19 protein-coding genes are annotated in these 22,582 nt (G+C 58.6%); 17 read left to right on the plus strand and 2 right to left on the minus strand.

The window, feature by feature from the left end:
• The first annotated feature begins 31 nt into the window (after positions 1-31).
• Positions 32-532 (plus strand): hypothetical protein, encoded by a 501-nt coding sequence (locus M2401_RS09185; protein ID WP_259101833.1) that lies wholly within the window; start codon positions 32-34, stop codon positions 530-532.
• 86 nt (positions 533-618) lie between these two features.
• Here the strand turns inward: M2401_RS09185 and M2401_RS09190 are convergent, their stop codons facing one another.
• Complete coding sequence (locus M2401_RS09190) at positions 619-2,343, minus strand: autotransporter outer membrane beta-barrel domain-containing protein (RefSeq protein WP_259101836.1); 1,725 nt, start codon at positions 2,341-2,343, stop codon at positions 619-621.
• 1,019 nt (positions 2,344-3,362) lie between these two features.
• On the opposite strand from M2401_RS09190, the gene M2401_RS09195 reads away from it, so the two are divergent.
• The 5 genes from M2401_RS09195 (at position 3,363) to M2401_RS09215 (ending at position 9,970) form a co-directional block, all read left to right on the plus strand.
• Entirely contained in the window at positions 3,363-4,898 is a 1,536-nt protein-coding gene (locus M2401_RS09195; protein ID WP_259101839.1) for a hypothetical protein, read from the plus strand.
• 62 nt (positions 4,899-4,960) lie between these two features.
• Complete coding sequence (locus M2401_RS09200; protein WP_259101841.1) at positions 4,961-5,638, plus strand: hypothetical protein; 678 nt, start codon at positions 4,961-4,963, stop codon at positions 5,636-5,638.
• A gap of 215 nt (positions 5,639-5,853) precedes the next feature.
• Positions 5,854-7,731: a hypothetical protein gene (locus M2401_RS09205; protein ID WP_259101844.1), complete on the plus strand. Its 1,878-nt coding sequence runs from the start codon at positions 5,854-5,856 to the stop codon at positions 7,729-7,731.
• A 73-nt stretch (positions 7,732-7,804) separates the two neighbouring features.
• Positions 7,805-9,415, plus strand: coding sequence for an Ig-like domain-containing protein (locus tag M2401_RS09210; RefSeq protein WP_259101847.1), 1,611 nt, complete (start codon positions 7,805-7,807; stop codon positions 9,413-9,415).
• A gap of 78 nt (positions 9,416-9,493) precedes the next feature.
• The gene (locus M2401_RS09215) at positions 9,494-9,970 is read left to right on the plus strand and encodes a hypothetical protein (protein WP_259101849.1); all 477 of its coding nucleotides are present in this window, start codon (positions 9,494-9,496) and stop codon (positions 9,968-9,970) included.
• Here M2401_RS09215 and M2401_RS09220 read toward each other — a convergent pair.
• A complete protein-coding gene (locus M2401_RS09220; RefSeq protein WP_259101852.1) occupies positions 9,956-10,651 on the minus strand; it encodes an alpha/beta family hydrolase in 696 nt (231 codons plus the stop codon). The two genes, M2401_RS09215 and M2401_RS09220, sit on opposite strands and share 15 nt — an antisense overlap.
• A 90-nt stretch (positions 10,652-10,741) precedes the next feature.
• Here M2401_RS09220 and ccoN (M2401_RS09225) point away from each other — a divergent pair, with 90 nt between their 5' ends.
• The 11 genes from ccoN (M2401_RS09225) (at position 10,742) to M2401_RS09275 (ending at position 22,576) form a co-directional block, all read left to right on the plus strand.
• Entirely contained in the window at positions 10,742-12,166 is a 1,425-nt protein-coding gene (gene ccoN / locus M2401_RS09225; protein WP_259101854.1) for a cytochrome-c oxidase, cbb3-type subunit I, read from the plus strand.
• Positions 12,167-12,176: 10 nt separating this feature from the next.
• Positions 12,177-12,785 carry a cytochrome-c oxidase, cbb3-type subunit II gene (gene ccoO, locus M2401_RS09230; protein WP_259101856.1) on the plus strand — a complete coding sequence of 203 codons (609 nt, stop codon included), beginning with the start codon at positions 12,177-12,179 and terminating at the stop codon, positions 12,783-12,785.
• Positions 12,786-12,788: 3 nt separating this feature from the next.
• The gene (locus M2401_RS09235; protein ID WP_259101859.1) at positions 12,789-12,992 is read left to right on the plus strand and encodes a cbb3-type cytochrome c oxidase subunit 3; all 204 of its coding nucleotides are present in this window, start codon (positions 12,789-12,791) and stop codon (positions 12,990-12,992) included.
• Positions 12,989-13,942 carry a cytochrome-c oxidase, cbb3-type subunit III gene (ccoP, locus tag M2401_RS09240; protein WP_259101862.1) on the plus strand — a complete coding sequence of 318 codons (954 nt, stop codon included), beginning with the start codon at positions 12,989-12,991 and terminating at the stop codon, positions 13,940-13,942. The genes M2401_RS09235 and ccoP (M2401_RS09240) overlap by 4 nt, the downstream gene beginning before the upstream one ends.
• Before the next feature lie 467 nt (positions 13,943-14,409).
• Complete coding sequence (gene ccoN, locus M2401_RS09245) at positions 14,410-15,852, plus strand: cytochrome-c oxidase, cbb3-type subunit I (protein WP_259101863.1); 1,443 nt, start codon at positions 14,410-14,412, stop codon at positions 15,850-15,852.
• Positions 15,852-16,460 carry a cytochrome-c oxidase, cbb3-type subunit II gene (gene ccoO, locus M2401_RS09250; protein WP_259101866.1) on the plus strand — a complete coding sequence of 203 codons (609 nt, stop codon included), beginning with the start codon at positions 15,852-15,854 and terminating at the stop codon, positions 16,458-16,460. Before ccoN (M2401_RS09245) ends, ccoO (M2401_RS09250) begins: the two co-directional genes overlap by 1 nt.
• Before the next feature lie 5 nt (positions 16,461-16,465).
• Positions 16,466-16,657: a cbb3-type cytochrome c oxidase subunit 3 gene (locus tag M2401_RS09255; protein WP_259102688.1), complete on the plus strand. Its 192-nt coding sequence runs from the start codon at positions 16,466-16,468 to the stop codon at positions 16,655-16,657.
• Complete coding sequence (ccoP, locus tag M2401_RS09260; protein WP_259101868.1) at positions 16,654-17,631, plus strand: cytochrome-c oxidase, cbb3-type subunit III; 978 nt, start codon at positions 16,654-16,656, stop codon at positions 17,629-17,631. Before M2401_RS09255 ends, ccoP (M2401_RS09260) begins: the two co-directional genes overlap by 4 nt.
• Positions 17,632-18,025: 394 nt before the next feature.
• Entirely contained in the window at positions 18,026-19,441 is a 1,416-nt protein-coding gene (gene ccoG, locus M2401_RS09265; protein ID WP_259101871.1) for a cytochrome c oxidase accessory protein CcoG, read from the plus strand.
• A 12-nt stretch (positions 19,442-19,453) separates the two neighbouring features.
• Positions 19,454-20,002 (plus strand): FixH family protein, encoded by a 549-nt coding sequence (locus M2401_RS09270; protein WP_259101873.1) that lies wholly within the window; start codon positions 19,454-19,456, stop codon positions 20,000-20,002.
• 120 nt (positions 20,003-20,122) lie between these two features.
• The gene (locus tag M2401_RS09275) at positions 20,123-22,576 is read left to right on the plus strand and encodes a heavy metal translocating P-type ATPase (RefSeq protein ID WP_259101876.1); all 2,454 of its coding nucleotides are present in this window, start codon (positions 20,123-20,125) and stop codon (positions 22,574-22,576) included.
• The last annotated feature ends 6 nt before the right edge of the window (positions 22,577-22,582 follow it).

Consider the following 22,582-nt stretch of genomic DNA (forward strand, 5'->3'; position numbering starts at 1 on the left):
CCCAACACTCGTTGCAGAGGAGGACCTGCATATGCAAACACTGAAATCCCCGAGCCCCGGCCATCAGGATGAATGGCCGGCGCCAGAACCTGAGACCGCTACACCACCGGCGCCTGAACCCGAACCCAAACGGCCGACAGAGCCGCTTTGCCCGCCGCTCTTTCCCCAAGCCAACAGCAGCAACTCGATCTGCCCGATCTTCAGCCCCATGGGCACCTGTCTCAAGGTTCGGCCATATCCGGCGATGAAAGTCGGCGATACCGTCATGGCCTGCGTGACGTTCTTCGACCGGGCAATCGGTGGCCTGCCGATCAGCCGCGCCGACTTCACCCAGACACAACTGGTCATGCGCCAGCACATGCAACTGGGCCTGCACTTTTTCATTCCCAGGGAGCACTTGCACGCCGTCGGCTATGGCCGCGCCGAAGCCCACTATCGGGTCATCCGTAAAAAAAACGAGCGCCGCTCCGCGACCTGTGACGCATTGATAGATATGCGTTACTACAGCCAGTGCTCCTCAATGGCGACCTGACCAACGAAAAAAGGGCCCCTGCGCAAAAACGCAGGAGCCCTGAAAATCACCCGATCCGCAGATCGGGCGAGGTTAGCCAGCCTAGATCAGAACGCCAGGCGCAACCCGAGGTTCGCGCCCCATGGCTGCTCGACATCCTTGCCTTTCATATAGTCAAAGTCGGCATGCAACTGCAGGCGCTCGGACAACGACACCGCCACACCCGCCCCCACTTCGGCACGGGAGCCGAACAGGTTGTTGTCGAAGCCTGTGCCATTGATTTTGACCTCGTTGCGCCGCGAGAACTCCTGAGCCAGGGCCACCCGCACATACGGCTGCAACAGGCCGCCATCCTTGAGCTGCACGCTCTTGCCGAGGGTGCTGCCGACCTTGCCGAGGGTTGACTGCGTACGGTTGTTCTTCGCCTGCAGGCCGTTATCCATGCGATAGCTGTCGCCCTGCACCACCACCGTCGCCAACTGGGCAAAAGGTTCGAGGAAATAGTCGTCGCCCAGCTTGACATGCCGGCCGAACTCCACCGAGCCACCGACAGCCGAGTTGTCGTAATCCCCCTTGCTCTTGCTGGCATCGCTCATGGCCACATCGGATTCATTACGGAACCGGTTGAGCTTGAGCACACCATCCAGGTAATAGCCGTCCTCCGACAGCCAGGTGCCATAGGCGCCCACGTAGTAGCTATTAACCGTGCCGGCAGTGCCGCGACTCAGATCCAGATCCGACTTGCTGTAACCCCCCATCAGGCCCAACAGCAATTGACCGCTGGCAACAGGCACCGGCGCATCGGCACCGACCGACAGACCGCTCTGCTGCTGCCGGTAATCGATGCCATCACTGGTGGTGGCATTGAACCGATTGCCATAGGCCCGAATCCAGCCGCCACCCTGCTCAGTACCGCGCACCTCGCCCATGCGACTGCGCAAGGTCGACAGCTCACTCATCCAGATGGTCGGCGCCGCATTGAACAGCGCCAGAGCCGAGCGCGCCGACGGGCTGACCGTCTTGCCATCACCGACAATGAACCAGTCATGGCCCTGCTGCTGCAGCAGATAGGAGTAAGCCCCCAGGTCCACCCGGCCACCCAACAGATTGAAGCGGGCATCCCCCCCTTCGGTATGCACCACCCGCACCGGCTGCATATCCGGCGATACGCCCTCGACCCCGGTGTTCTGCACGCGCAGATCAAACTCCCCCGTGGCCCGCCCCTCGACATTGATCAGGTCGCCCTGCCCTTCATCGAGATTGACCCGCATATCAAACACACCGCTGCCGGACAAACCCTTGAGCGACAACTGATGAAACCCCTGCTCGGCAAAACTCACCTGCCCGCCGTCCATGGCCAACGCATTCACCGCGCCATCACCGACCATCTGCCAATGCGCCCCCGAATTGATCGCCAGGGATTTGCTATTGACGATATTGCCGGTGAGCTGCGCGTGGTTTTGCAGGGTGATATTGAGATTGCTGTCCTCGCTGGCCTGCAGATTGCCGTTCAGAGTGCTGTTATCGACCCGGAAGGAGACTGGCGCGGTGCCGATGACATCCAAGAGGGTGTTGGTGCTGGATTGGAGGGTTGAGTTGTTTTGGATGGTGATATTGGTGTCGACACGATCAGTGATGGTATCGACGACGATTGCGGCCCCATCGAGGCCGCGGACGGTGGAGTTGTCGACAGTGAGGTCATTATGGATAACGACGTCCGTAGGCAAACCCTGCAAATCATCGATAAATCTGATGCCTGTTTTATCGCTTTCGACCAAACTGCCATGCTGCAGCGTCACCTTGCTACCGTTAATACGGAGACCATCTGCCATACCGTCTAGGTCAACGTAGGAAAAAATATCTGTGCTGCTAAGCGTCACCAGACTCCACGTCCCAGCCGTAACGCCTGTATTCACACCGGAAACCGTACTATCGTTTATATTTACAACAGTACCTCCGGCACCATCCGCGGCACCGAGGGCTACCACCGCCGCACCGCCAGCTCCTTTTATATTGCTAAAGCCAATATTAACTTCTGAATCATTATGAGCGTGAACTCCTAGACGAACCATACTGTTATCAATATTAACATTAGACCCTTGAACGATAATCAGATCAACAGTAGCACCACCTGATACGTTTAAAACACCTCCGCGCTCGACATTATAGGAGTCAGGAGGCGTGTCCCCATTTACATTTAGCACATACCCATCAACTTCTATCGTTTGTATAACCGATCCATCCGACAGTGTATGGGCAGATCGTTTCATACCTTCACTTATATTCGCGTTAAGCGCTTGTTGGGCTGCTACGTCACTCCCAATCAAGGCCCGATTTCCATCCATTGCCGTCGCGTATCCAGGAGAAAGGCTCGCCATAACCACTATGGTCCCGATTCCGCTCCGAGGCAGCAATCTTCTATTCACTCGCATTGATCTGTATCCAGGCTACATTCGAAAGGATACTGTGAATCGAAGAAGAGACAAACTTGAATCCGCAACTCCTAACCAGATGTAGGATTACTCTGATTATCCAGAGAGACTGGGACTACATAATTATTTTTTATGATACTACTACCCAACGACCTACTTTTTGTGATTACGTTGCCTTGCCAGGAACTCCAAGTTAAACCCTACCGAAAAATAAAAAATAAATATTCAACACCTCCTTGTTGACAGCTTGCAAAAAATCCTATTAGTTAAAAATGGAGACAGATGAGCAGGATCCTGTCTTACAGGCAGAGTGGGCATAGATGCATTCCACGACTTGCATAATACAATTGATAAATTAGAAAACTTTGCCACCTTGCTCATGCGAGGGAGCAAAATAATTGAATAGAGTGGAGCTTCATATGAATAGATCGCTGAAAAACTCAACACCCAATCGTGAGGATATTGATCAAAGGCAGTACGAAAACGTGGTATTACCCAAGATCCCCGCTGCTATTCACGACGAGGACCATCAAGGATTAGTACCCATTAGCGCACTGACAACCCCAATAAGGGTTGAATTTTCCGTATGGAATGACGCTAAGCCTGGTGATACTTACCAATTGCTTTGTGACAATGTTTTTATAGCGCAGGTCAAAACAATCAGAAGCGAACTACCCGGAGATCCTTTATTTCTTGAGTATTATGGAAAATACGATCTTGAAACAAACAAACACTACTACGAAGAAGGTATATATTCCCTCGCCTATCGCACCGTCAATGTCCGCAACGGTACGCATGAAGACTCGGCTCCCGTCCGCATAGAAATCGACCTTACCCCACCCGGCCTGCCGCAACTGGCCCCCCTCAAGTTCCCCGAACAGATCGCAGACGGCCTGACCTCGGCGGAACTTACCGCCATGGGTAATCAACTGGTCGTTGAAGTCGATCGCTATACCGATATGTATCAACACGACGTTATTCGTACTTTTTGGGGTGATATCGAAGGGCCAAGTGTTGTCGTCAATAGAGCCGACGTAGAGTCAGGACGCGTGCAGATTATTTGCAGCCGCGAGTTTTTGGAAAGTCTGGGCCACTTCAATGGCATCGTCACTTATACGGCCATGGACCGTGCAGGGAACGTTTCCCAGCCGTCCCTTGGCGCTCCGTTTCAATCATCCGTGATGATTCCCGATGACTTCCCGGCGCCGATTATCGACCCGGCACTCGGTACGCTGGTCGATTACGCCGAAGCCTGTCAGGGCGTGTTGGTTGTTATTCCCCAATATCCAGGCGCTGTAGCGGGTGATCAGGTCACGTTGTACTGGGAGGGCATTGCCTCGGCAGCTCAACTGGTTGCCGCAGGTCATGAAAATGATGCCGCCGTGTTGACGATTACCGTGCCCTACACCACCACAGCGGCGATGCCTCAAGGCCTGGCCCGCGTCCGTTATGAAGTCACAAGAGACGGGCAATTGTTTGGTACTTCCTTGCAAAGCAGCATCGAAGTCTTTGTCAGCTGGCCCGGTCCCAGTGATCTGGTCGCGCCGGTTATTCAGGGCACCAGCGCGAACCCGGATGCTCTCGATAACTTCATTGACGAGGATGATTATGAGCTCAATAGCCGCGCCGTCATTCGATGGAACAGTGGATTTGCAATCAATGATGAATTGAACCTGCATTGGGGCCATGAAAATATTGCGCAGTGGTATCAGGTTACGGCCGGTGATATCAGTGCACAACAGGATCTATTGATTCCGATCCCTCAAACCATCATGAAAATCGGTGGTAGCGGCTCGCAGATCCCGGTGTTTTACACATTGACCCGCCTGGGCAATCCCAACCCGTCAAAATCGCCGGAACAACGGGTCATCGTACGCCGTAAAAGGCAGCCATCGTTATGTGGTTGTCACTGCCCGGTCATTTACGCCAATAGCGCGGTGGCTATGACGGCATAACTAGAAAGCGCATCACCCACATTCACTTTATCGAATTTTCTATTAATTGTATGGAGATATCCATGAATACTGCTTCGCAAAAAACAACAGACACCCATAACTTTATTGATGACATTCAATATCGGCAGATGGTCCTGCCCAATATTCCAGACGCTATCTATGATGAGGATCACGACGGCCTGTTACCACTTGGCATGTTGAACAAACCTCTGCGGGTTGAATTCGCCGGGTGGCCTGGTATTGCTCCTGACCACAGCTATCAACTGCTCTGGAACGGCGCCCTCATCGGTGAAATTAAAATGACTACCACAGAGAAACCGCTTGATCCGCTGTTTCTTGACGTGCCTGTCGAATACTTGGTGGAAGGTATCTACACCGTTGCTTATCGTGCAATCAATACCGAGAACGGTGTGCATGCAGATTCCGCAACAGTGCGCCTGGAAATCGTAATGACACCACCCGGCTTACCAAAACTGGCGCCTATGAAGTTCCCGGATGAAGTCGATTGCGGGCTCACCTCGGCAGAACTGACCATTCTGGGCGATCAACTGGTCGCGGAGATCGGTAGTTACGCCGGCATTTACCAACATGATGTAATCAGGACATTCTGGAGTGACATGGAAGGGCCAGGCGCGGTTGTCAGCAAAACGGCCACCGGACTTAATCGTATCCACGTGACTTACACCAGAGACTTTCTGCAAAGCCTGGGCAATTTGATGGCTTCGTCACTTACACCGTGAAGGATCGCGCCGGAAATATTTCCGAACCTTCGCTGGGCACTCACATTCGACTGTTATTAAACAACGTTTCTGAGTGTTCCAAAAATCTGGAAACTGATGATAAGGCCGCCTCTGACCGCCATTCCCATAATGTCGTGGATATCACTTTGCATCTGCACAGTTCTCTGTCCACCCAACTCAAGTAATAAACGTTAATCAATACAATGGAGAAGCATATGAACACTTCACAGCAAAAACCCGTCCTCAATACCACTCGCACGTATCCAGGACAGCCTCGTGAGCTAACGCCGCCCACCGTGATAGGCGCCATTTACGACGAAGATCATGAGGGGTTGTTGCCCGTCAATGCGCTGACCCAGCCCCTGAAAGTTGAGTTCACCGTGTGGGACACTGCCCGCACGGGCGATACATACCAACTTCTCTGGAACAGCGTACTGGTGAGTACCGTTAAAACAATCGCCGCTGAACAGGAAGGCGATCCAATCTTTCTCGAACTGCCGGTCCAGTTTCTCCAAATGGAAGGCGCGCATGGCCTTGCTTATCGTACAGTCAATGTGCGCAACGGCACCCATGAGGACTCGCCAGCGGTCCGTGTGGAGATCGATCTGACCCCACCCGGACGACCACAGTTGGGACCGATGAAGTTTCCGCAGGAAATCGAAGGTGGCCTGACTTCAGCCGAGCTGACCTCGCTGGGCGATGTACTGGTCGCCGAGATCGGCAGCTATACCGGCATGTACCAACATGACGTGATTAGAACTTACTGGGGCGCGGTAGAAGGGCCAGGAGCGGTGGTCAATAACACCGACATGGGACTTAACCGCGTCCAGATAACCTATACCCGTGCATTTCTGGAAAGCCTGGGTGACTTCAATGGAGACGTCACTTATACAGTGACTGATCGTGCCGGTAATCTTTCCGCGCCGTCGCTGAATACCCATGTTCAGTTGGCTCTGAACGACGCGCCTAATGATTTCCCGGCGCCCATTATCGATCCTGCCGTCGGCGCGCTAATTGATTATGCAGAAGCCCGCTCAGGCATCACCGTCGATATTCCTCGCTATCCGGGTGTTGAGGCGCTTGACCAGATCATCCTGACCTGGGAAGGCATCGCTTCTGCTCCACAACTTGTTCCAGAGGGCAGTGAAACTCAGCCTGCAGTGCTTTCATTCACCGTGCCTTACCTGACGATTGCCGCGAAAGCGGAAGGCGTTGCCCATGTGACCTATTCGGTACACAAAGCCGGGCAGCTTTTTGGCACCTCGCTGGAGAGCAGTATCGACGTCTTCGTCACCTTGCCCGGCCCCAGCGAACTGGACGCACCGGTCATTCAAGGCAGCAGCGCATCGAACCCGAACACTGACGATAACTTCATTGATGAGGATGATTATGAGCTTAATAGTCGCGCCATCATCAAATGGAAAACCGGTTTTGCCCTCAGCGATGAGCTGAACCTCTATTGGGGCGGTGAAACTATCCTTGCCTGGTATCAAATCAAGGCCAGCGATATCAGTGCGCAGCGGGACCTGATCCTGCCAATCGCCAATGAAACGATGAAAGCCCAAGGAACAGGGGCACAAATTCCCGTGTTCTACACCTTGACTCGCCTGGGCAACCCCAATCCGAAAGAGTCCCTCGTGCAGGAGGTCGTGGTGCGCTCCAAGGATGAAATGCCGGGAGGTGTCGATGGTCCGAACGGCCCAACATTCAATACAACACCAGAAGGCTACGTCGGCCCTATCGAAAACCCCAACGGCGCGGTAGTAACCATTGCTCCCTACTTGAATATTCGCGAAGGGCAAACCATTGAATTCACCTTCAAGGCTTTCGACGAAACGAATAACCCTCTTCCAGCAGCCGACTTTTCCGGTGAACGAACACTGGATAGAAACGACGTGATCAATGGTTACGCCTTCACTGTTCCGCTGGATAACCTCAAACGAATCTGTTTCGGCTTTGGCGAGGCTTATTTCAAAGTAGTGCCAGCCGCAGGCAGCAATCAAAGCGCCGCTACTTCCAGAACCACACGTGTACCCATCGACATGACCATCGCTGGCAAACGCTGTAACTGGCTCGCCGCAGCATCTGAGTAATCAGTTGTACACCCGTTATCGCCCGAGCGGCGATAACGGACTCTGAATTTTTAGCAATACAAGGAGTTTACTTATGTATCAGCAACCACAAATCCAGGTTTATAGCGGTGAGGTTGACAACAACCTCCCTCTCCTCAACATCGCAATTGCCCTCAACGAGGACGGCTTGCTGCCGCTTAGTGCCCTGAATGCTCCGGTTCAGGTCACTTTTGCGGCCTGGAACGATATCCGCGTCGGGACAACTTACCAATTGCTCTGGAACGGCCAACCCACGGGTCCGATCAAAAACGTCCAACCTATGGACAGGCCGGGCGATATTCTGACGCTGGAAATACCGATTAACGTGCTGCTTGAGGGCAAACACCGGATTGCATACCTGCTCACCAACACAAACAACAACACCACCAACCAATCCCGTCCGACCTCACTAGAAGTCGACCGCACCTCCCCCGGCAACCCCTTGCTGGCCCCCATCATCTTCCCCGCCGCCGCCCTCGACGGCCTGACCAGCGATGAGCTGCAAGCCATGGGCAATGTCCTGCAAGGCACCATCGCTGGCTATAACGGCATGGCCAAACTCGACCGTATTCGCACGTTCTGGAACGGTCAGCCTGGGCCGGAGGCGGTTGTGGGTGAGGACGATATGGGGCTCAGGCGGGTGATGGTTGATTTCACCCGGGCGTTTCTGGAGTCCATCGGTGATATCGAGGCGCCGGTGCATTACACCGTGACCGATCTGGCGGGCAATCTGTCGATGAGTGCGGCGCCGGTACGGGTGAAGTTGCAACTGGCGGTGGTTGCGCCGCTGCCGGTGCCGCAGGTCAGGGAGGCAGTCGGTGATGTGCTGGATCCGGCCAACGCGACTAATGGCGCGACGGTGCTGGTCGATGCCAGTGCCAATTTGCGGGCTGGCGATCGGGTGGTGGTCAACTGGCAGGGGGTCAATGCCAGCGACAGCAAGGAAAAGGTCATTACCGCCGCCGAGGCTGGCCTGGAGTTGCCGGTGCTGTTTTCCAGTGCCGTGGTCGGCGCCAATCAGGGTACGACGGTGGCGATTGCCTATGTGGTCCATCGCGCCAATGGTGTGGCGCAGCAGTCCGCCAGCCTGTCATTGCGCGTAGTGGGCAGCGTCGGCCTGGAGTTCGACACCTCGCCTGCCCGCCTGGACGGCAAGGTCTATCTGTTGCCGGGCAATCCCGAGGTTCTGCCCACCTTCCCAGCCGGCACCACCTTGCATCGCGTGGCCAGTGGTGGTCGGCCGCCTTATACCTATCGCTCCAGCGATGAGCGGGTGGCGGTGGTCGATGATACTGGCCTGACGTCGGTGCGCGGCAAGGGCACTGCGACCATTTCGGTGACCGATAGCCAGGGCGCGAGCCTGAGTTACCCGGTGACAGTGACCGGGGTCATTCATTGCGTGGGCCTGGGCGGCGGCAAATATACCGAGATCGAGGCAATGGCCGCGCGGCAGCAGGCCCGTGTGCCATCCCTCGAGGAAATGGGACAAATCCACAGTGCCTATGGCAATCGCTGGCCGATGGGCCATGGCTACTACTGGACCTCGACCGTCAGTCATTACGCGCTGCTGAAAAGAATGATGCAGGTGAAAGATCTGGTCACAGGTGCGGTGCCACCCTACGGCATCTGGGATTTAAGCTCCGCCCTTGGCGTCGGCATTCGCTGATACGCCACTGACGTTTACGGGGGCGTTACCTTGGCATAGCGCCCTCGTACTCCCGAACACCTTTCCAAGAGCACACGCATGAGCGCTACTGCACGGCCCGTAAAACCCATGACTCGCCCCGCATCAAATCCCGGCTGCTTTAAGGCCATGGTCAATAACAACCCTATGCGACTCACCTCGCTATTGGGCAGCCTGACTCCGCGCCCCGAGTTGGGCTGCGTGCCCAGGCACTGGATATGGAAGGTGATCGCCGATGGCAAGGTCGCCAACCGGCGTGCCAGTTTCGGGCTGTTTCTCGATCACGATATCGCGCCCGGTGAGTACGATATCGCCAATGACCCGCGCATCAGGATCGTCTACAACCAGTCGCCCCATTCGTCGAGCAATGTCATTTATCACTCGGCGCACTTCCAGACCGGCAGCCTGATTCTCACCGAAGCCGATCTGGACCGGCACAAGCTGGCCGGGCAATTCAGCTTCAGCGTTTCGGCGGTGGATTTCGAAGTCACCGAAGGCGCGTTTGACCTTTATTGCAGCCTCTCAGCCTCGACGTAAAAACTGCGCGACCGCCACGGCCGTAGTGTCCAGGGATTGCGCCTGATTCAGGCCCGATGCTTTCAAGGGTTTGAGGTCATGGTTGGCAGTCGGTATCCAGAGCACTTCAATGGCCGGGGACAACGCGTAACCGGCCACCGCCTCGCGACTGCCCAGAGCATCGCGCTCGCCCTGGACGATCAGGGTCGGCACATGCAGCTGCGCAAGATGCGCCACCCGTGGTTTTTCCGGCTTGCCCACGGCATAGAACGGATAACCCAGACACACCAGGCCATCGACCTTCAGCTCATCGGCGAGCAGGCTGGCCATGCGCCCGCCCATGGACTTGCCGCCAATGGCCAGAGGCCCAGTGACATGGGGTCGCACTTGGCCATAAACCTCGCGCCAATAGTCGAGCAACTGCCCCTGAGGGTTGGGTGGCCGTTTGCCACCTCCCGTGCGCCGTTGGGCCATGTAAGGAAACTCAAAGCGCATCACGCTCACCCCTTGCGCGGCAAGGCGTGCAGCGATGTCGTTCATGAAATCGCTGTCCATCGGCGCGCCCGCGCCATGGGCGAGGATCAGCGTCGCCGTTGCGCTGCCCGCCCCGTCCTGTCTGGCTGCATGCCACAGCCAGCCGTTGTCCTGCGCCAGTTGCGCGCATTGATCCCCGTCAATACCGGTATTTGACTCAGTGCTCATGCTTGCCTCGCTTTTGATGAGTCTGCCAATAACCCGGAGCTATAACCGTGCGTAATGGCCCCGACCAAGCTGGATGGGAAAAACACCTAAATGAACACAACTAACAGTACCGCCTATAACTATCAGGTGGTCCGCCAGTTCGCCATTATGACGGTGGTCTGGGGGATTGTCGGGATGGGACTCGGCGTCTTTATCGCCGCCCAACTGGTATGGCCCGAACTCAACTTCGACTTACCCTGGACAAGCTTCGGCCGATTACGCCCACTGCACACCAATGCGGTGATTTTCGCGTTCGGCGGCTGTGCGCTGTTTGCCAGCAGCTACTACTCCGTACAACGTACCTGCCAGACCCGGCTGTTCTCGCCGGCCCTGGCCGCGTTCACGTTCTGGGGCTGGCAACTGGTGATCCTGCTGGCGGCCATTTCGCTGCCACTGGGCTACACCAGCTCCAAGGAATACGCAGAGCTGGAATGGCCGATCGATATCCTGATCACCATTGTCTGGGTCGCCTACGCCATCGTGTTCTTCGGTACCCTGGCCAAGCGCACCACCAAGCACATCTATGTCGGTAACTGGTTCTTCGGTGCTTTTATTATCACCGTGGCCATTCTGCATATCGTCAACAACCTGGAACTACCGGTCAGCCTGACCAAGTCCTACTCGGTGTATGCCGGTGCGACCGATGCCATGGTGCAATGGTGGTACGGTCACAACGCCGTGGGCTTCTTCCTGACGGCGGGCTTCCTGGGGATGATGTACTACTTCGTGCCCAAGCAGTCCGAGCGTCCGGTGTATTCCTATCGCTTGTCCATCGTGCACTTCTGGGCACTGATCACCCTGTACATCTGGGCCGGTCCGCACCACCTGCACTACACCGCGCTGCCGGACTGGGCGCAATCCCTGGGCATGGTGATGTCGCTGGTGCTGCTGGCACCGAGCTGGGGCGGCATGATCAACGGCATGATGACCCTGTCGGGCGCATGGCATAAGTTGCGCAGCGACCCGATTCTGCGCTTCCTCGTGGTGTCCCTGGCGTTCTACGGCATGTCGACCTTCGAAGGTCCGATGATGGCGATCAAGACCGTCAACGCCCTGTCCCACTACACCGACTGGACCATCGGCCACGTACACGCCGGCGCCCTGGGCTGGGTGGCGATGATCTCCATCGGTGCCCTGTATCACATGATCCCGAAAGTCTTCGGTCGTCAGCAGATGCACAGCGTCGGCCTGATCAACGCGCACTTCTGGCTCGCCACCATCGGCACCGTGCTCTACATCGCGTCGATGTGGGTCAACGGCATCACTCAAGGCCTGATGTGGCGTGCAGTGAACGAGGACGGCACCCTGACCTACTCCTTCGTCGAAACACTGGTGGCCAGCCATCCGGGCTACATCGTGCGCCTGGTCGGCGGCGTGATCTTCCTCAGCGGCATGCTGCTGATGGCCTACAACACCTGGCGCACCGTGCGGGAATCCAATCCTGCCGAAGCAGCCGCCGCCGCGCAGATGGCCTGAGGAGCTAGTCATGAAACATGAAGTCATCGAGAAAAACGTCGGCCTGCTGATGATCCTGATGGTCCTGGCCGTCAGCATCGGCGGCCTGACCCAGATCGTCCCGCTGTTCTTTCAGGACGTCACCAACAAGCCGGTCGAAGGCATGAAGCCCTACACCGCGCTGCAACTGGAAGGGCGCGACATCTATATCCGCGAAGGCTGCGTCGGCTGCCACTCGCAGATGATCCGTCCGTTCCGCGCCGAAACCGAACGCTACGGCCACTACTCGGTGGCCGGGGAAAGCGTCTGGGACCACCCGTTCCTGTGGGGTTCCAAGCGTACCGGTCCGGACCTGGCCCGGGTCGGCGCCCGCTACTCCGACGACTGGCACCGCGCGCACTTGTACAACCCGCGCAACGTCGTGCCTGAGTCGAAGATGCCGGCCTACCCATGGTTGGGTGCATCCCCGCTCGACAACAGCCATACCGAAGCCAAGGTCAAGGCCATGCGCTCCCTGGGCGTGCCGTACACCGACGATGACATCGCTGGCGCAGCTGCTTCGGTGAAGGGCAAGACCGAACTGGATGCCCTGGTTTCCTACCTGCAAGTGCTCGGCACTTCGATCAAGAGCAAGAGGTAAGCCATGGATATCGGAGACTTGCGCGGCCTCGGCACACTGGTAGTCGCGATCGCATTTATCGGCCTGGCCCTCTGGGTGTTCAGTGGCAAACGCAATCCGGCTTTCGCCGAGGCGCGCATGGCACCCTTCGCGGATGAGCCCCTGCCGCCATCCGCGGATTCAACAAACGAAGCAGAACAACCCGTCGTGCGGAGCAAGCAGCCATGACCACCTTTTGGAGCACATACATCTGCGTGCTGACCCTTGGCAGCCTGATCGGCCTGACCTGGCTGTTGATCGGCACACGCAAGAGCGAGACCAAGGGCAGTGTCGACCAGACCATGGGGCACAGCTTCGATGGCATCGAGGAGTACGACAACCCACTGCCGCAATGGTGGTTCATGCTGTTCGCCGGCACCCTGGTGTTCGCCGTCGGCTACCTGATCCTCTATCCGGGCCTGGGCAACTGGAAAGGCGTTCTGCCAGGCTACGACAACGGCTGGACCGGCGTTCACGAGTGGGAAAAGGAAATGGACAAGGCAGACGCCAGGTTCGGCCCGATTTTCGCCAGGTTCGCTGCCATGCCGGTGGCCGAAGTGGCCAAGGACCCGCAGGCACTGAAGATGGGCGGCCGGCTGTTCGCGTCCAACTGTTCCGTGTGCCACGGTTCCGACGCCAAGGGTGCCTACGGCTTCCCGAACCTGACCGACACTATCTGGCGCTGGGGCGGTAGCCCGGACACTATCAAGACCACCATCATGGGCGGTCGCATGGCGATGATGCCGGCCTGGGGCCCGGTCATCGGTGAAGAAGGCGTGAAGAACGTGGCGGCTTATGTGCGCAAATCCCTGGCGGGCCTGCCTCTGGCCGCCGACGACAGCGCCAACCTGGCTGCCGGACAGCAAGTGTTCAGCACTACCTGTGTAGCTTGTCACGGTGCTAACGGCCAAGGTACCGAAGCCATGGGCGCCCCAAACCTCACGCAACCGGGCGGTTTCATCTACGGCAGCAGCCTGGCACAGTTGCAGCAGACCATTCGTCTGGGTCGCCAGGGCCATATGCCCGCCCAGTCTGAATTGTTGGGTAACGACAAAGTGCAATTGCTGGCCGCTTATGTGTACAGCCTGTCCAATGGTCCTGATCAACCGGCGGACAAGGCGGCGCAGAAGCAACCGTAAGATCGATGAAAGCTGTTCTGTGGGAGCGCGGCTTGCCCGCGAAGCGGCCGATACATCCGCCACATTCTTTCAAGCTGAAAGATCGACTTCGCGGGCAAGCCTCGCTCCCACAGGTTTTGAATCCCCAACTGCCGCACTCCGCAATGGAGCGCGGCAGTTTTCGTTGATGACGTGACCAAGTGTCGCAGTTGCGCTGCCACCGACTTCCCTCCCCTGCCGATCACGACTAAGCTTGCCACCATAGTGGACCGGCATTTGCTGGCCACAGGCCAAGTGAAGGGAAGCTCCTGACTCAGGACTCACACGCCACTCGACCTGCCCCGTCTTCCTCGGTCTGCTAAAACGAATTCCGCTTGCGTGCGCTTGCGAGGGATTCGTCAGACAGGGCCTTCGAACACCTACCAAGGTGTGTCATCGACTGCGCCCGGTTTGCACTCTAATAAATAGCCAAACCGTGGAACCTTAGAATGAGCACAGCAATAAGTCCGACGGCTTATAACTACAAGGTCGTCCGCCAGTTCGCCATCATGACGGTGGTCTGGGGGATTCTTGGCATGGGCCTGGGCGTGTTCATCGCCTCGCAGCTGGTCTGGCCGGACCTGAATTTCGGTCTGGAATGGACCACTTTCGGCCGCCTGCGACCGCTGCACACTAACCTTGTGATCTTCGCCTTTGGCGGCTGCGCGCTGTTCTCCACCTCTTATTACGTGGTGCAACGTACCTGCCAGGTGCGGCTGATTTCCGACAGCATGGCGGCGTTTCACTTCTGGGGCTGGCAGGCGGTGATCGTCGGCGCCCTGATCACCCTGCCCATGGGCTACACCACCACCAAGGAATACGCCGAACTGGAATGGCCCCTGGCCATTTTGCTCGCGGTGGTCTGGATCACTTATGCAGCGGTGTTCTTCGGCACCATCGTCAAGCGCAAGACCAGGCACATCTACGTCGGCAACTGGTTCTACGGCGCCTTTATCCTGGTCACGGCGATGCTGCATATCGTCAACCATATCTCCTTGCCGGTGAGTTTCTTCAAGTCCTACTCGGCCTACGCCGGGGCCACCGACGCGATGATCCAGTGGTGGTACGGGCACAACGCCGTGGGTTTTTTCCTGACCACGGGTTTCCTCGGGATGATGTATTACTTCGTGCCCAAACAGGCCGAACGGCCGATCTATTCCTATCGCCTGTCCATCGTGCATTTCTGGGCGCTGATCACCCTGTATATCTGGGCCGGCCCCCACCATCTGCACTACACCGCCCTGCCGGACTGGGCGCAGTCGTTGGGTATGGTGATGTCGATCATCCTTCTGGCCCCGAGCTGGGGCGGCATGATCAACGGCATGATGACCCTCTCCGGCGCCTGGCATAAATTGCGCGTCGACCCGATCCTGCGTTTCCTGGTGGTGTCCCTGGCGTTCTACGGTATGTCGACGTTCGAGGGGCCGATGATGGCGATCAAGACCGTCAACGCCCTCTCCCACTACACCGACTGGACCATCGGCCACGTCCACGCCGGGGCCCTGGGCTGGGTGGCGATGATTTCCATCGGCGCGATCTACCACATGATCCCGAAAATCTTCGGCCGCCCGCAGATGCACAGCATCGGCCTGATCAACGCACACTTCTGGCTGGCTACCATCGGCACCGTGCTCTATATCGCCTCGATGTGGGTCAACGGCATCACCCAGGGCCTGATGTGGCGGGCCATCAACGATGATGGCACCCTCACCTACTCCTTCGTCGAAGCCCTGCAAGCCAGCCATCCGGGCTATATCGTCCGCGCGCTGGGCGGCGCCTTCTTTGCCAGTGGCATGCTGCTGATGGCCTACAACGTCTGGCGCACCGTACGTGCTTCGACTCCTGAAGAAGCCGAAGCCGCTGCGCAGATCGCTGTCGTGGGGGCGCACTGATGAAACACGAAGTCGTTGAAAAGAACATTGGCCTGCTGGCCTTCTTCATGGTCATCGCCGTCAGCATCGGCGGCCTGACCCAGATCGTCCCGCTGTTTTTCCAGGACGTCACCAACAAGCCCATCGAAGGCATGAAGCCGCGCCCGGCGCTGGAAGTGGAAGGCCGCGACGTGTTCATCGCCAACGGTTGCGTCGGCTGCCACTCGCAGATGATCCGCCCGTTCCGCGCCGAAACCGAACGCTACGGCCACTACTCGGTGGCCGGGGAAAGCGTCTGGGACCACCCGTTCCTGTGGGGTTCCAAACGCACCGGCCCGGACCTGGCCCGGGTCGGCGGGCGCTACTCCGATGACTGGCATCGGGCGCACCTGTACAACCCGCGCAACGTGGTGCCGGAATCGATCATGCCGGCCTATCCGTTCCTCGTCGAACACAAGCTCGATGGCAAGGACACCGCGAAGAAACTCGAAGTGCTGCGTGCCCTTGGCGTGCCCTACACCGACGCCGACATCGCCGGTGCCCGGGATGCAGTCAAGGGCAAGACCGAAATGGATGCACTGGTAGCCTACCTGCAAGGCCTGGGCACCCTTATCAAGAGCAAACGGTGAGCATGATGGATATCGGCATGATTCGTGGCCTGGGCACCCTCGTCGTGATGGTGGCTTTCATTGGTCTTGCGCTGTGGGTGTTCAGCCCCAAGCGCAAATCTGAATTCGAAGATGCAACCCTGCTGCCGTTTGCCGATGACCCCGAGGCCATCCGCAAGGTCGAGCAAGCCAAGGCCGCCGGGAGAGACAAGGCATGAGTACGTTCTGGAGTCTGTATGTCACGGTTTTGACCCTGGGCACCATCTTCGGCCTGAGCTGGCTGCTGCTGGCAACCCGCAAGGGCCAGCGCAGCGGGGAAACCGACCAGACCGTCGGCCACTCCTTCGACGGCATCGAGGAATACGACAACCCACTGCCGCGCTGGTGGTTCATGCTGTTCGTCGGCACCATCATCTTCGCCCTCGGCTACCTGGTGCTGTACCCCGGCCTGGGTAACTGGAAAGGCCTGCTGCCTGGTTACAACTACGTCGATAACGACAAGCAAGTGACCTTCTCCAATGGCCAGCAGGGCTGGACCGGCGTGCATGAGTGGGAGAAGGAAATGGCCCGCTCGGAAGCCCGCTTCGGGCCGATCTTCGCCAAATTCGCCGCCATGCCCATCGAGGAAGTGGCCAAGGACCCGCAAGCGCTGAAAATGGGCGCGCGGTTGTTCGCCTCCAACTGCTCGGTATGTCACGGCTCCGACGCCAAGGGTGCCTACGGTTTCCCCAACCTGACCGACGCCGACTGGCGCTGGGGCGGCGATGCCCAGACCATCAAGACCACCATTATGGGTGGCCGTCAGGCGGTGATGCCGGCCTGGGGTGAAGTCATCGGCGAGCAAGGCGTGCGCGATGTCGCCGCGTTTGTCGTCAGCCAACTGGACGGGCGCAAACTGCCCGACGACGCCAAGGCCGATCCGGCCGCCGGGCAGAAGCTGTTCGCTGCCAACTGCGCCGCCTGCCACGGCCCCGAAGGCAAGGGCACCGCCGCCATGGGCGCCCCCGACCTGACCCATCCGGCAGCATTCATTTACGGTTCAAGCTTCGCCCAGTTGCAACAGACCATCCGCTACGGCCGCCAGGGCCAGATGCCGGCCCAGGAGTTGCTGCAGGGTAATGACAAGGTTCATTTGTTGGCGGCGTATGTGTATAGCCTGTCCCATGGGGAGAAGCCGACCGAGACCAAATAGAAGCAACGCAACCCTCTGAATTGGAATGAGGTTTGTGGGACCGGCTTTAGCCGGGAAGACGATGTAACAACCGATAGAAATATATTGGTCCTGCCGACGTCTTCCCGGCTAAAGCCGGTCCCACATTCGTCCTGCGATGCGCAGTGTCGAACAGGGTACTGAGGCGACGGCTAATTCATCGCATTGCTCTTTAATCCTCGAAAAACCAACCATAATTAACACGTCAATTGACTTGGATCACTTACACCATCACTCGCTGGAGCCCAACGCGACCACAGGCCGCAGCCTTGCGTTAGAGTGACAGGCGTATCATTGACGGCACAAAAGCAGCACCTTCTGACCACAGTCGGCACGTACTGGCTGAGGCATTTTTCCACTGCCGTGGGACGCTCCGATGAGTAACCAGATTCCGGTCCAAAACATCACCCCGCCACCCAAAAAAGACACGACCACTGTCGATCTTTATGCGTCACGCGAGAAGATCTACACCCGTGCCTTTACCGGTATTTTCCGCAACTTGCGCATGGCCGGTGGCGCGCTGTTGTTTCTTCTTTATTTCGGTACCGTCTGGCTCGACTGGGGCGGCCATCAGGCGGTCTGGTGGAACCTGCCGGAGCGCAAGTTCTACATCTTCGGCGCCACTATCTGGCCTCAGGACTTTATCCTGCTGTCGGGCCTTTTGATCGTCGCCGCCTTCGGCCTGTTCTTCATCACCGTGTTCGCCGGGCGTGTCTGGTGCGGCTATACCTGCCCGCAAAGCGTCTGGACCTGGATCTTCATGTGGTGCGAAAAAGTCACCGAAGGCGACCGCAACCAGCGCATCAAGCTCGACAAGGCGCCCATGAGCGCCAACAAGTTCGTGCGCAAGTTGGGCAAGCACAGCCTGTGGCTGATCATCGGTTTCGTTACCGGGCTGACGTTCGTCGGCTACTTCGCGCCGATTCGTGAGCTGGTCATCGAATTCTTCAGCGGCCAGGCCGATGGCTGGTCCTACTTCTGGGTCGGTTTCTTCACGCTGGCTACCTACGGCAATGCCGGCTGGCTGCGTGAGCAGGTGTGCATCTACATGTGCCCGTATGCGCGGTTCCAGAGCGTGATGTTCGACAAGGACACCCTGATAGTCTCCTACGACCCACGCCGTGGCGAGAAACGCGGCACCCGCAAAAAGGAAGTGGACTACAAGGCCCAGGGCTTGGGTGACTGCATCGACTGCACCATGTGTGTCCAGGTCTGCCCCACCGGCATCGACATTCGCGACGGCCTGCAGATCGAGTGCATCGGCTGTGCCGCCTGCATCGATGCCTGCGACACCATCATGGACAAGATGCACTACCCGCGCGGCCTGATCAGCTACACCACCGAACACAACCTGTCGGGCCAGGTCACCCACAAGTTGCGCCCGCGCTTGATCGGTTACGCCGTGGTCCTGTTGGTGATGATTGGCCTGCTGGCCGGGGCTTTCTTCATGCGCTCGCTGGTGGGTTTCGATATCAGCAAGGACCGCGTGCTGTACCGGGAAAACGCCGAGGGGCGGATCGAAAACGTCTACACCCTGAAAATCATGAACAAGGATCAGGTCGATCACACCTATGTGCTTGATGCCTCCGGCCTGCCTGACCTGAAGCTGCAGGGGCGCCGCGAGTTCCGCGTCCCGGCCGGCGAAATCTTCAGCATGCCGGTCGAGCTGTCCAGTGCCCCGGAACAGCTGCCGTCAAGTACCAACGAAGTAATTTTCAGCCTCAAGGACGCGGACGACAGCAGCAGCCACGTTGAAGCCAAGAGCCGGTTTATCGGCCCACAGATTCGTTAAGAGAACATTGTCATGTACGCACCGACTTCGGCACCTGCACCCAGCCCCTGGTACAAGCAACTCTGGCCCTGGATCCTGATCGGCATTCTTACCTGCTCGGTCAGTCTGACCCTGTCCATGGTGGTGATTGCCGTGAAGAACCCGGACAACCTGGTCAACGACAACTATTACGAAGCGGGCAAGGGCATCAATCGGTCCCTGGATCGCGAGCGCCTGGCCCAGTCTCTCAAGCTGCGCGCCAGCCTGCATCTGGACGAAGTGACCGGCGAGCTGGAACTGCGCCTGAGCGGCAACAGCCAGCCCGACAGCCTGCAACTGAACCTGATGTCACCGACCCAACCGGAGAAGGATCGCAAGATCGTCCTCAACCGCAGCCCGAGTGAAGCCGGTCGCTATATTGGCCAGTTGCCAGACAAGATCGAAGGCCGCCGCTTCGTCGAGCTGATGGGCGTTGAAAACGGCCAGACCTGGCGCCTGTTCGAAGAAGAACAGGTCAGCCACCTCAAGGACCTGACCCTGGGCGACGAACCGATCCAGGGGGCGGAAGATATCGATAATTAACAGGGACGACAGCCCTTTGTGGGAGCGAGGCTTGCCCGCGAATCAATCGCCGCGGTGAATCAGACCTACCGCGTTATCGTTCTTCGCGGGCAAGCCTCGCTCCAACAGACATATGAACTCATGACCCAACCCACGCCCTGCTACCACTGCGCCCTGCCCGTTCCCCCCGGCAGCCGCTTTATCACGGTGATCCTCGGGGCTAACCGGGAGATGTGCTGCCCCGGTTGCCAGGCTGTGGCCGAGGCCATTGTGGCCGGTGGCCTGGAAAGCTATTACAGCCATCGCAGCGAAGCGTCGTCCAACCCTGAGACGCTGCCGGTGCAGCTTGTGGACGAGCTTGCGTTGTACGACCGCGCTGACGTTCAGGCACCTTTTGTCCATCACGAAGGCGAGCTGAGCGAAACCACCCTGATGATGGAAGGCATCAGCTGCGCCGCCTGTGGCTGGCTGATCGAGCGTCATCTGTCACGCCTGCCGGCCGTGGCCGAAGCGCGGCTGAACCTGTCCAACCATCGTTTGCATGTGCGCTGGGTCGACAGCCAGTTGCCCCTCAGCCAACTCCTTACCGAATTGCGCAGCATCGGCTACGCCGCCCATCCGTGGCAGGCCGACCGGGCCGCCGAGCAACTGGCCGGGGAAAACCGTCGGGCCTTGCGCCAACTGGGGGTGGCGGGTCTGCTGTGGTTCCAGGCGATGATGGCCACCATGGCGACATGGCCGGAATTCAACATCGACCTCAGCCCGGAGATGCATACCATTCTGCGCTGGGTCGCGCTGTTCCTGACCACCCCCATCGTGTTCTACAGCTGCGCACCGTTTTTCCATGGCGCCCTGCGCGATCTGCGCACCCGCCACCTGACCATGGATGTTTCGGTGTCCCTGGCCATTGGCAGCACCTATCTGGCGGGGATCTGGACGGCGATCACCGGCAGCGGCGAGCTGTATTTCGATGCCGTGGGCATGTTTGCCCTGTTCCTGCTCACCGGTCGCTATCTGGAGCGCCGTGCCCGGGAGCGCACGGCGGCGGCGACGGCGCAACTGGTCAACCTGCTGCCCGCCTCCTGCCTGCGCCTGAGCGCCGATGGCCAGAGCGAGCGCATCCTGCTCAGCGAATTGCGCATCAGTGATCAGGTGCTGGTCCACCCCGGCGCGGTCATTCCTGCTGACGGGCGGATTTTGCAGGGACAATCCAGCGTCGATGAGTCGCTGTTGACTGGCGAATACCTGCCGCAGCCACGCCATGCTGGCGATGCGGTCACCGCCGGGACGTTGAATGTCGAAGGCGCACTCACCGTGGAAGTCCTCGCTCTGGGTAAAGATACCCGGCTGTCGGCCATCGTCCGTCTGCTCGATCGCGCCCAGGGCGAGAAGCCGCGCCTGGCCGAGATCGCCGATCGTGCATCGCAATGGTTTCTGTTGTTTTCGTTGCTGGCCGTGATGTTCATCGGCCTGCTCTGGTGGTATCTGGAACCGGGCCGGGCGTTCTGGATCGTCCTGTCGATGCTGGTCGCCACCTGCCCCTGCGCACTGTCCCTGGCCACCCCGACCGCGCTGACCGCCGCCACCGGCACCCTGCACAAACTCGGCCTGCTGCTGACCCGTGGCCATGTGCTTGAAGGCCTGAATCAGATCGACACGGTCATCTTCGACAAGACCGGAACCCTCACCGAGGGCCGCCTGACCATGCGCAGCATCAAGCCCCTGACAGAGCTGGACGCCAACACCTGCCTGGATCTCGCCGCCGCCCTGGAAAACCGCTCGGAACATCTGATCGCCCGCGCCTTCGGCCGCGCGCCGGTAGCCGCCGAGCATGTTCACAGCCGACCGGGTGAAGGCCTGGAAGGTACGGTGGGTGAACGGCGCCTGCGCATCGGCCAGCCGGGTTTTGTCTGCGCCCTGAGCGCCAGCGACCTGCCAGCCATGCCCGAGACAACAGGCCAGTGCCTGTTGCTGGGCGACAGCCAGGGGCCGCTGGCCTGGTTCATCCTCGATGACCGCCTGCGCGACGACGCCCTCGAACTGCTGCAAGCCTGTCAGGCCCGAGGCTGGAAAACCCTGCTGCTGTCCGGCGACAGTTCACCGATGGTCGCCAGCGTCGCCCATGAACTGGGCATCGACGAAGCCAGGGGCGGCCTGCGCCCGGACGACAAACTCGCCGTGCTGCATCAACTGCACCAACAGGGGCGTAAGGTGCTGATGCTCGGCGACGGGGTCAACGACGTACCGGTGCTGGCTGCCGCCGATATCAGTGTGGCCATGGGCTCGGCCACGGATCTGGCGAAAACCAGTGCCGATGCCGTGCTGCTGGGCAATCGCCTGCAGGCTCTGGTCGAAGCCTTCCGTCTGGCCAGACGTACGCGCCGGGTGATTATCGAAAACCTGCTATGGGCCGGGCTCTACAATGGTCTTATGCTGCCCTTTGCCGCACTGGGCTGGATCACCCCGGTGTGGGCCGCCATCGGCATGTCCATCAGCTCCCTGACCGTGGTCCTCAATGCCTTGCGCCTGACCCGCCTGCCTCAGGCCCGCAGCAGCATCGCTGTCAATTCTGTCAATCCGGTACTGGCGACTTGACTCGCC

This window comes from Pseudomonas sp. JUb42 (assembly GCF_024807945.1).
Lineage (GTDB): Bacteria > Pseudomonadota > Gammaproteobacteria > Pseudomonadales > Pseudomonadaceae > Aquipseudomonas.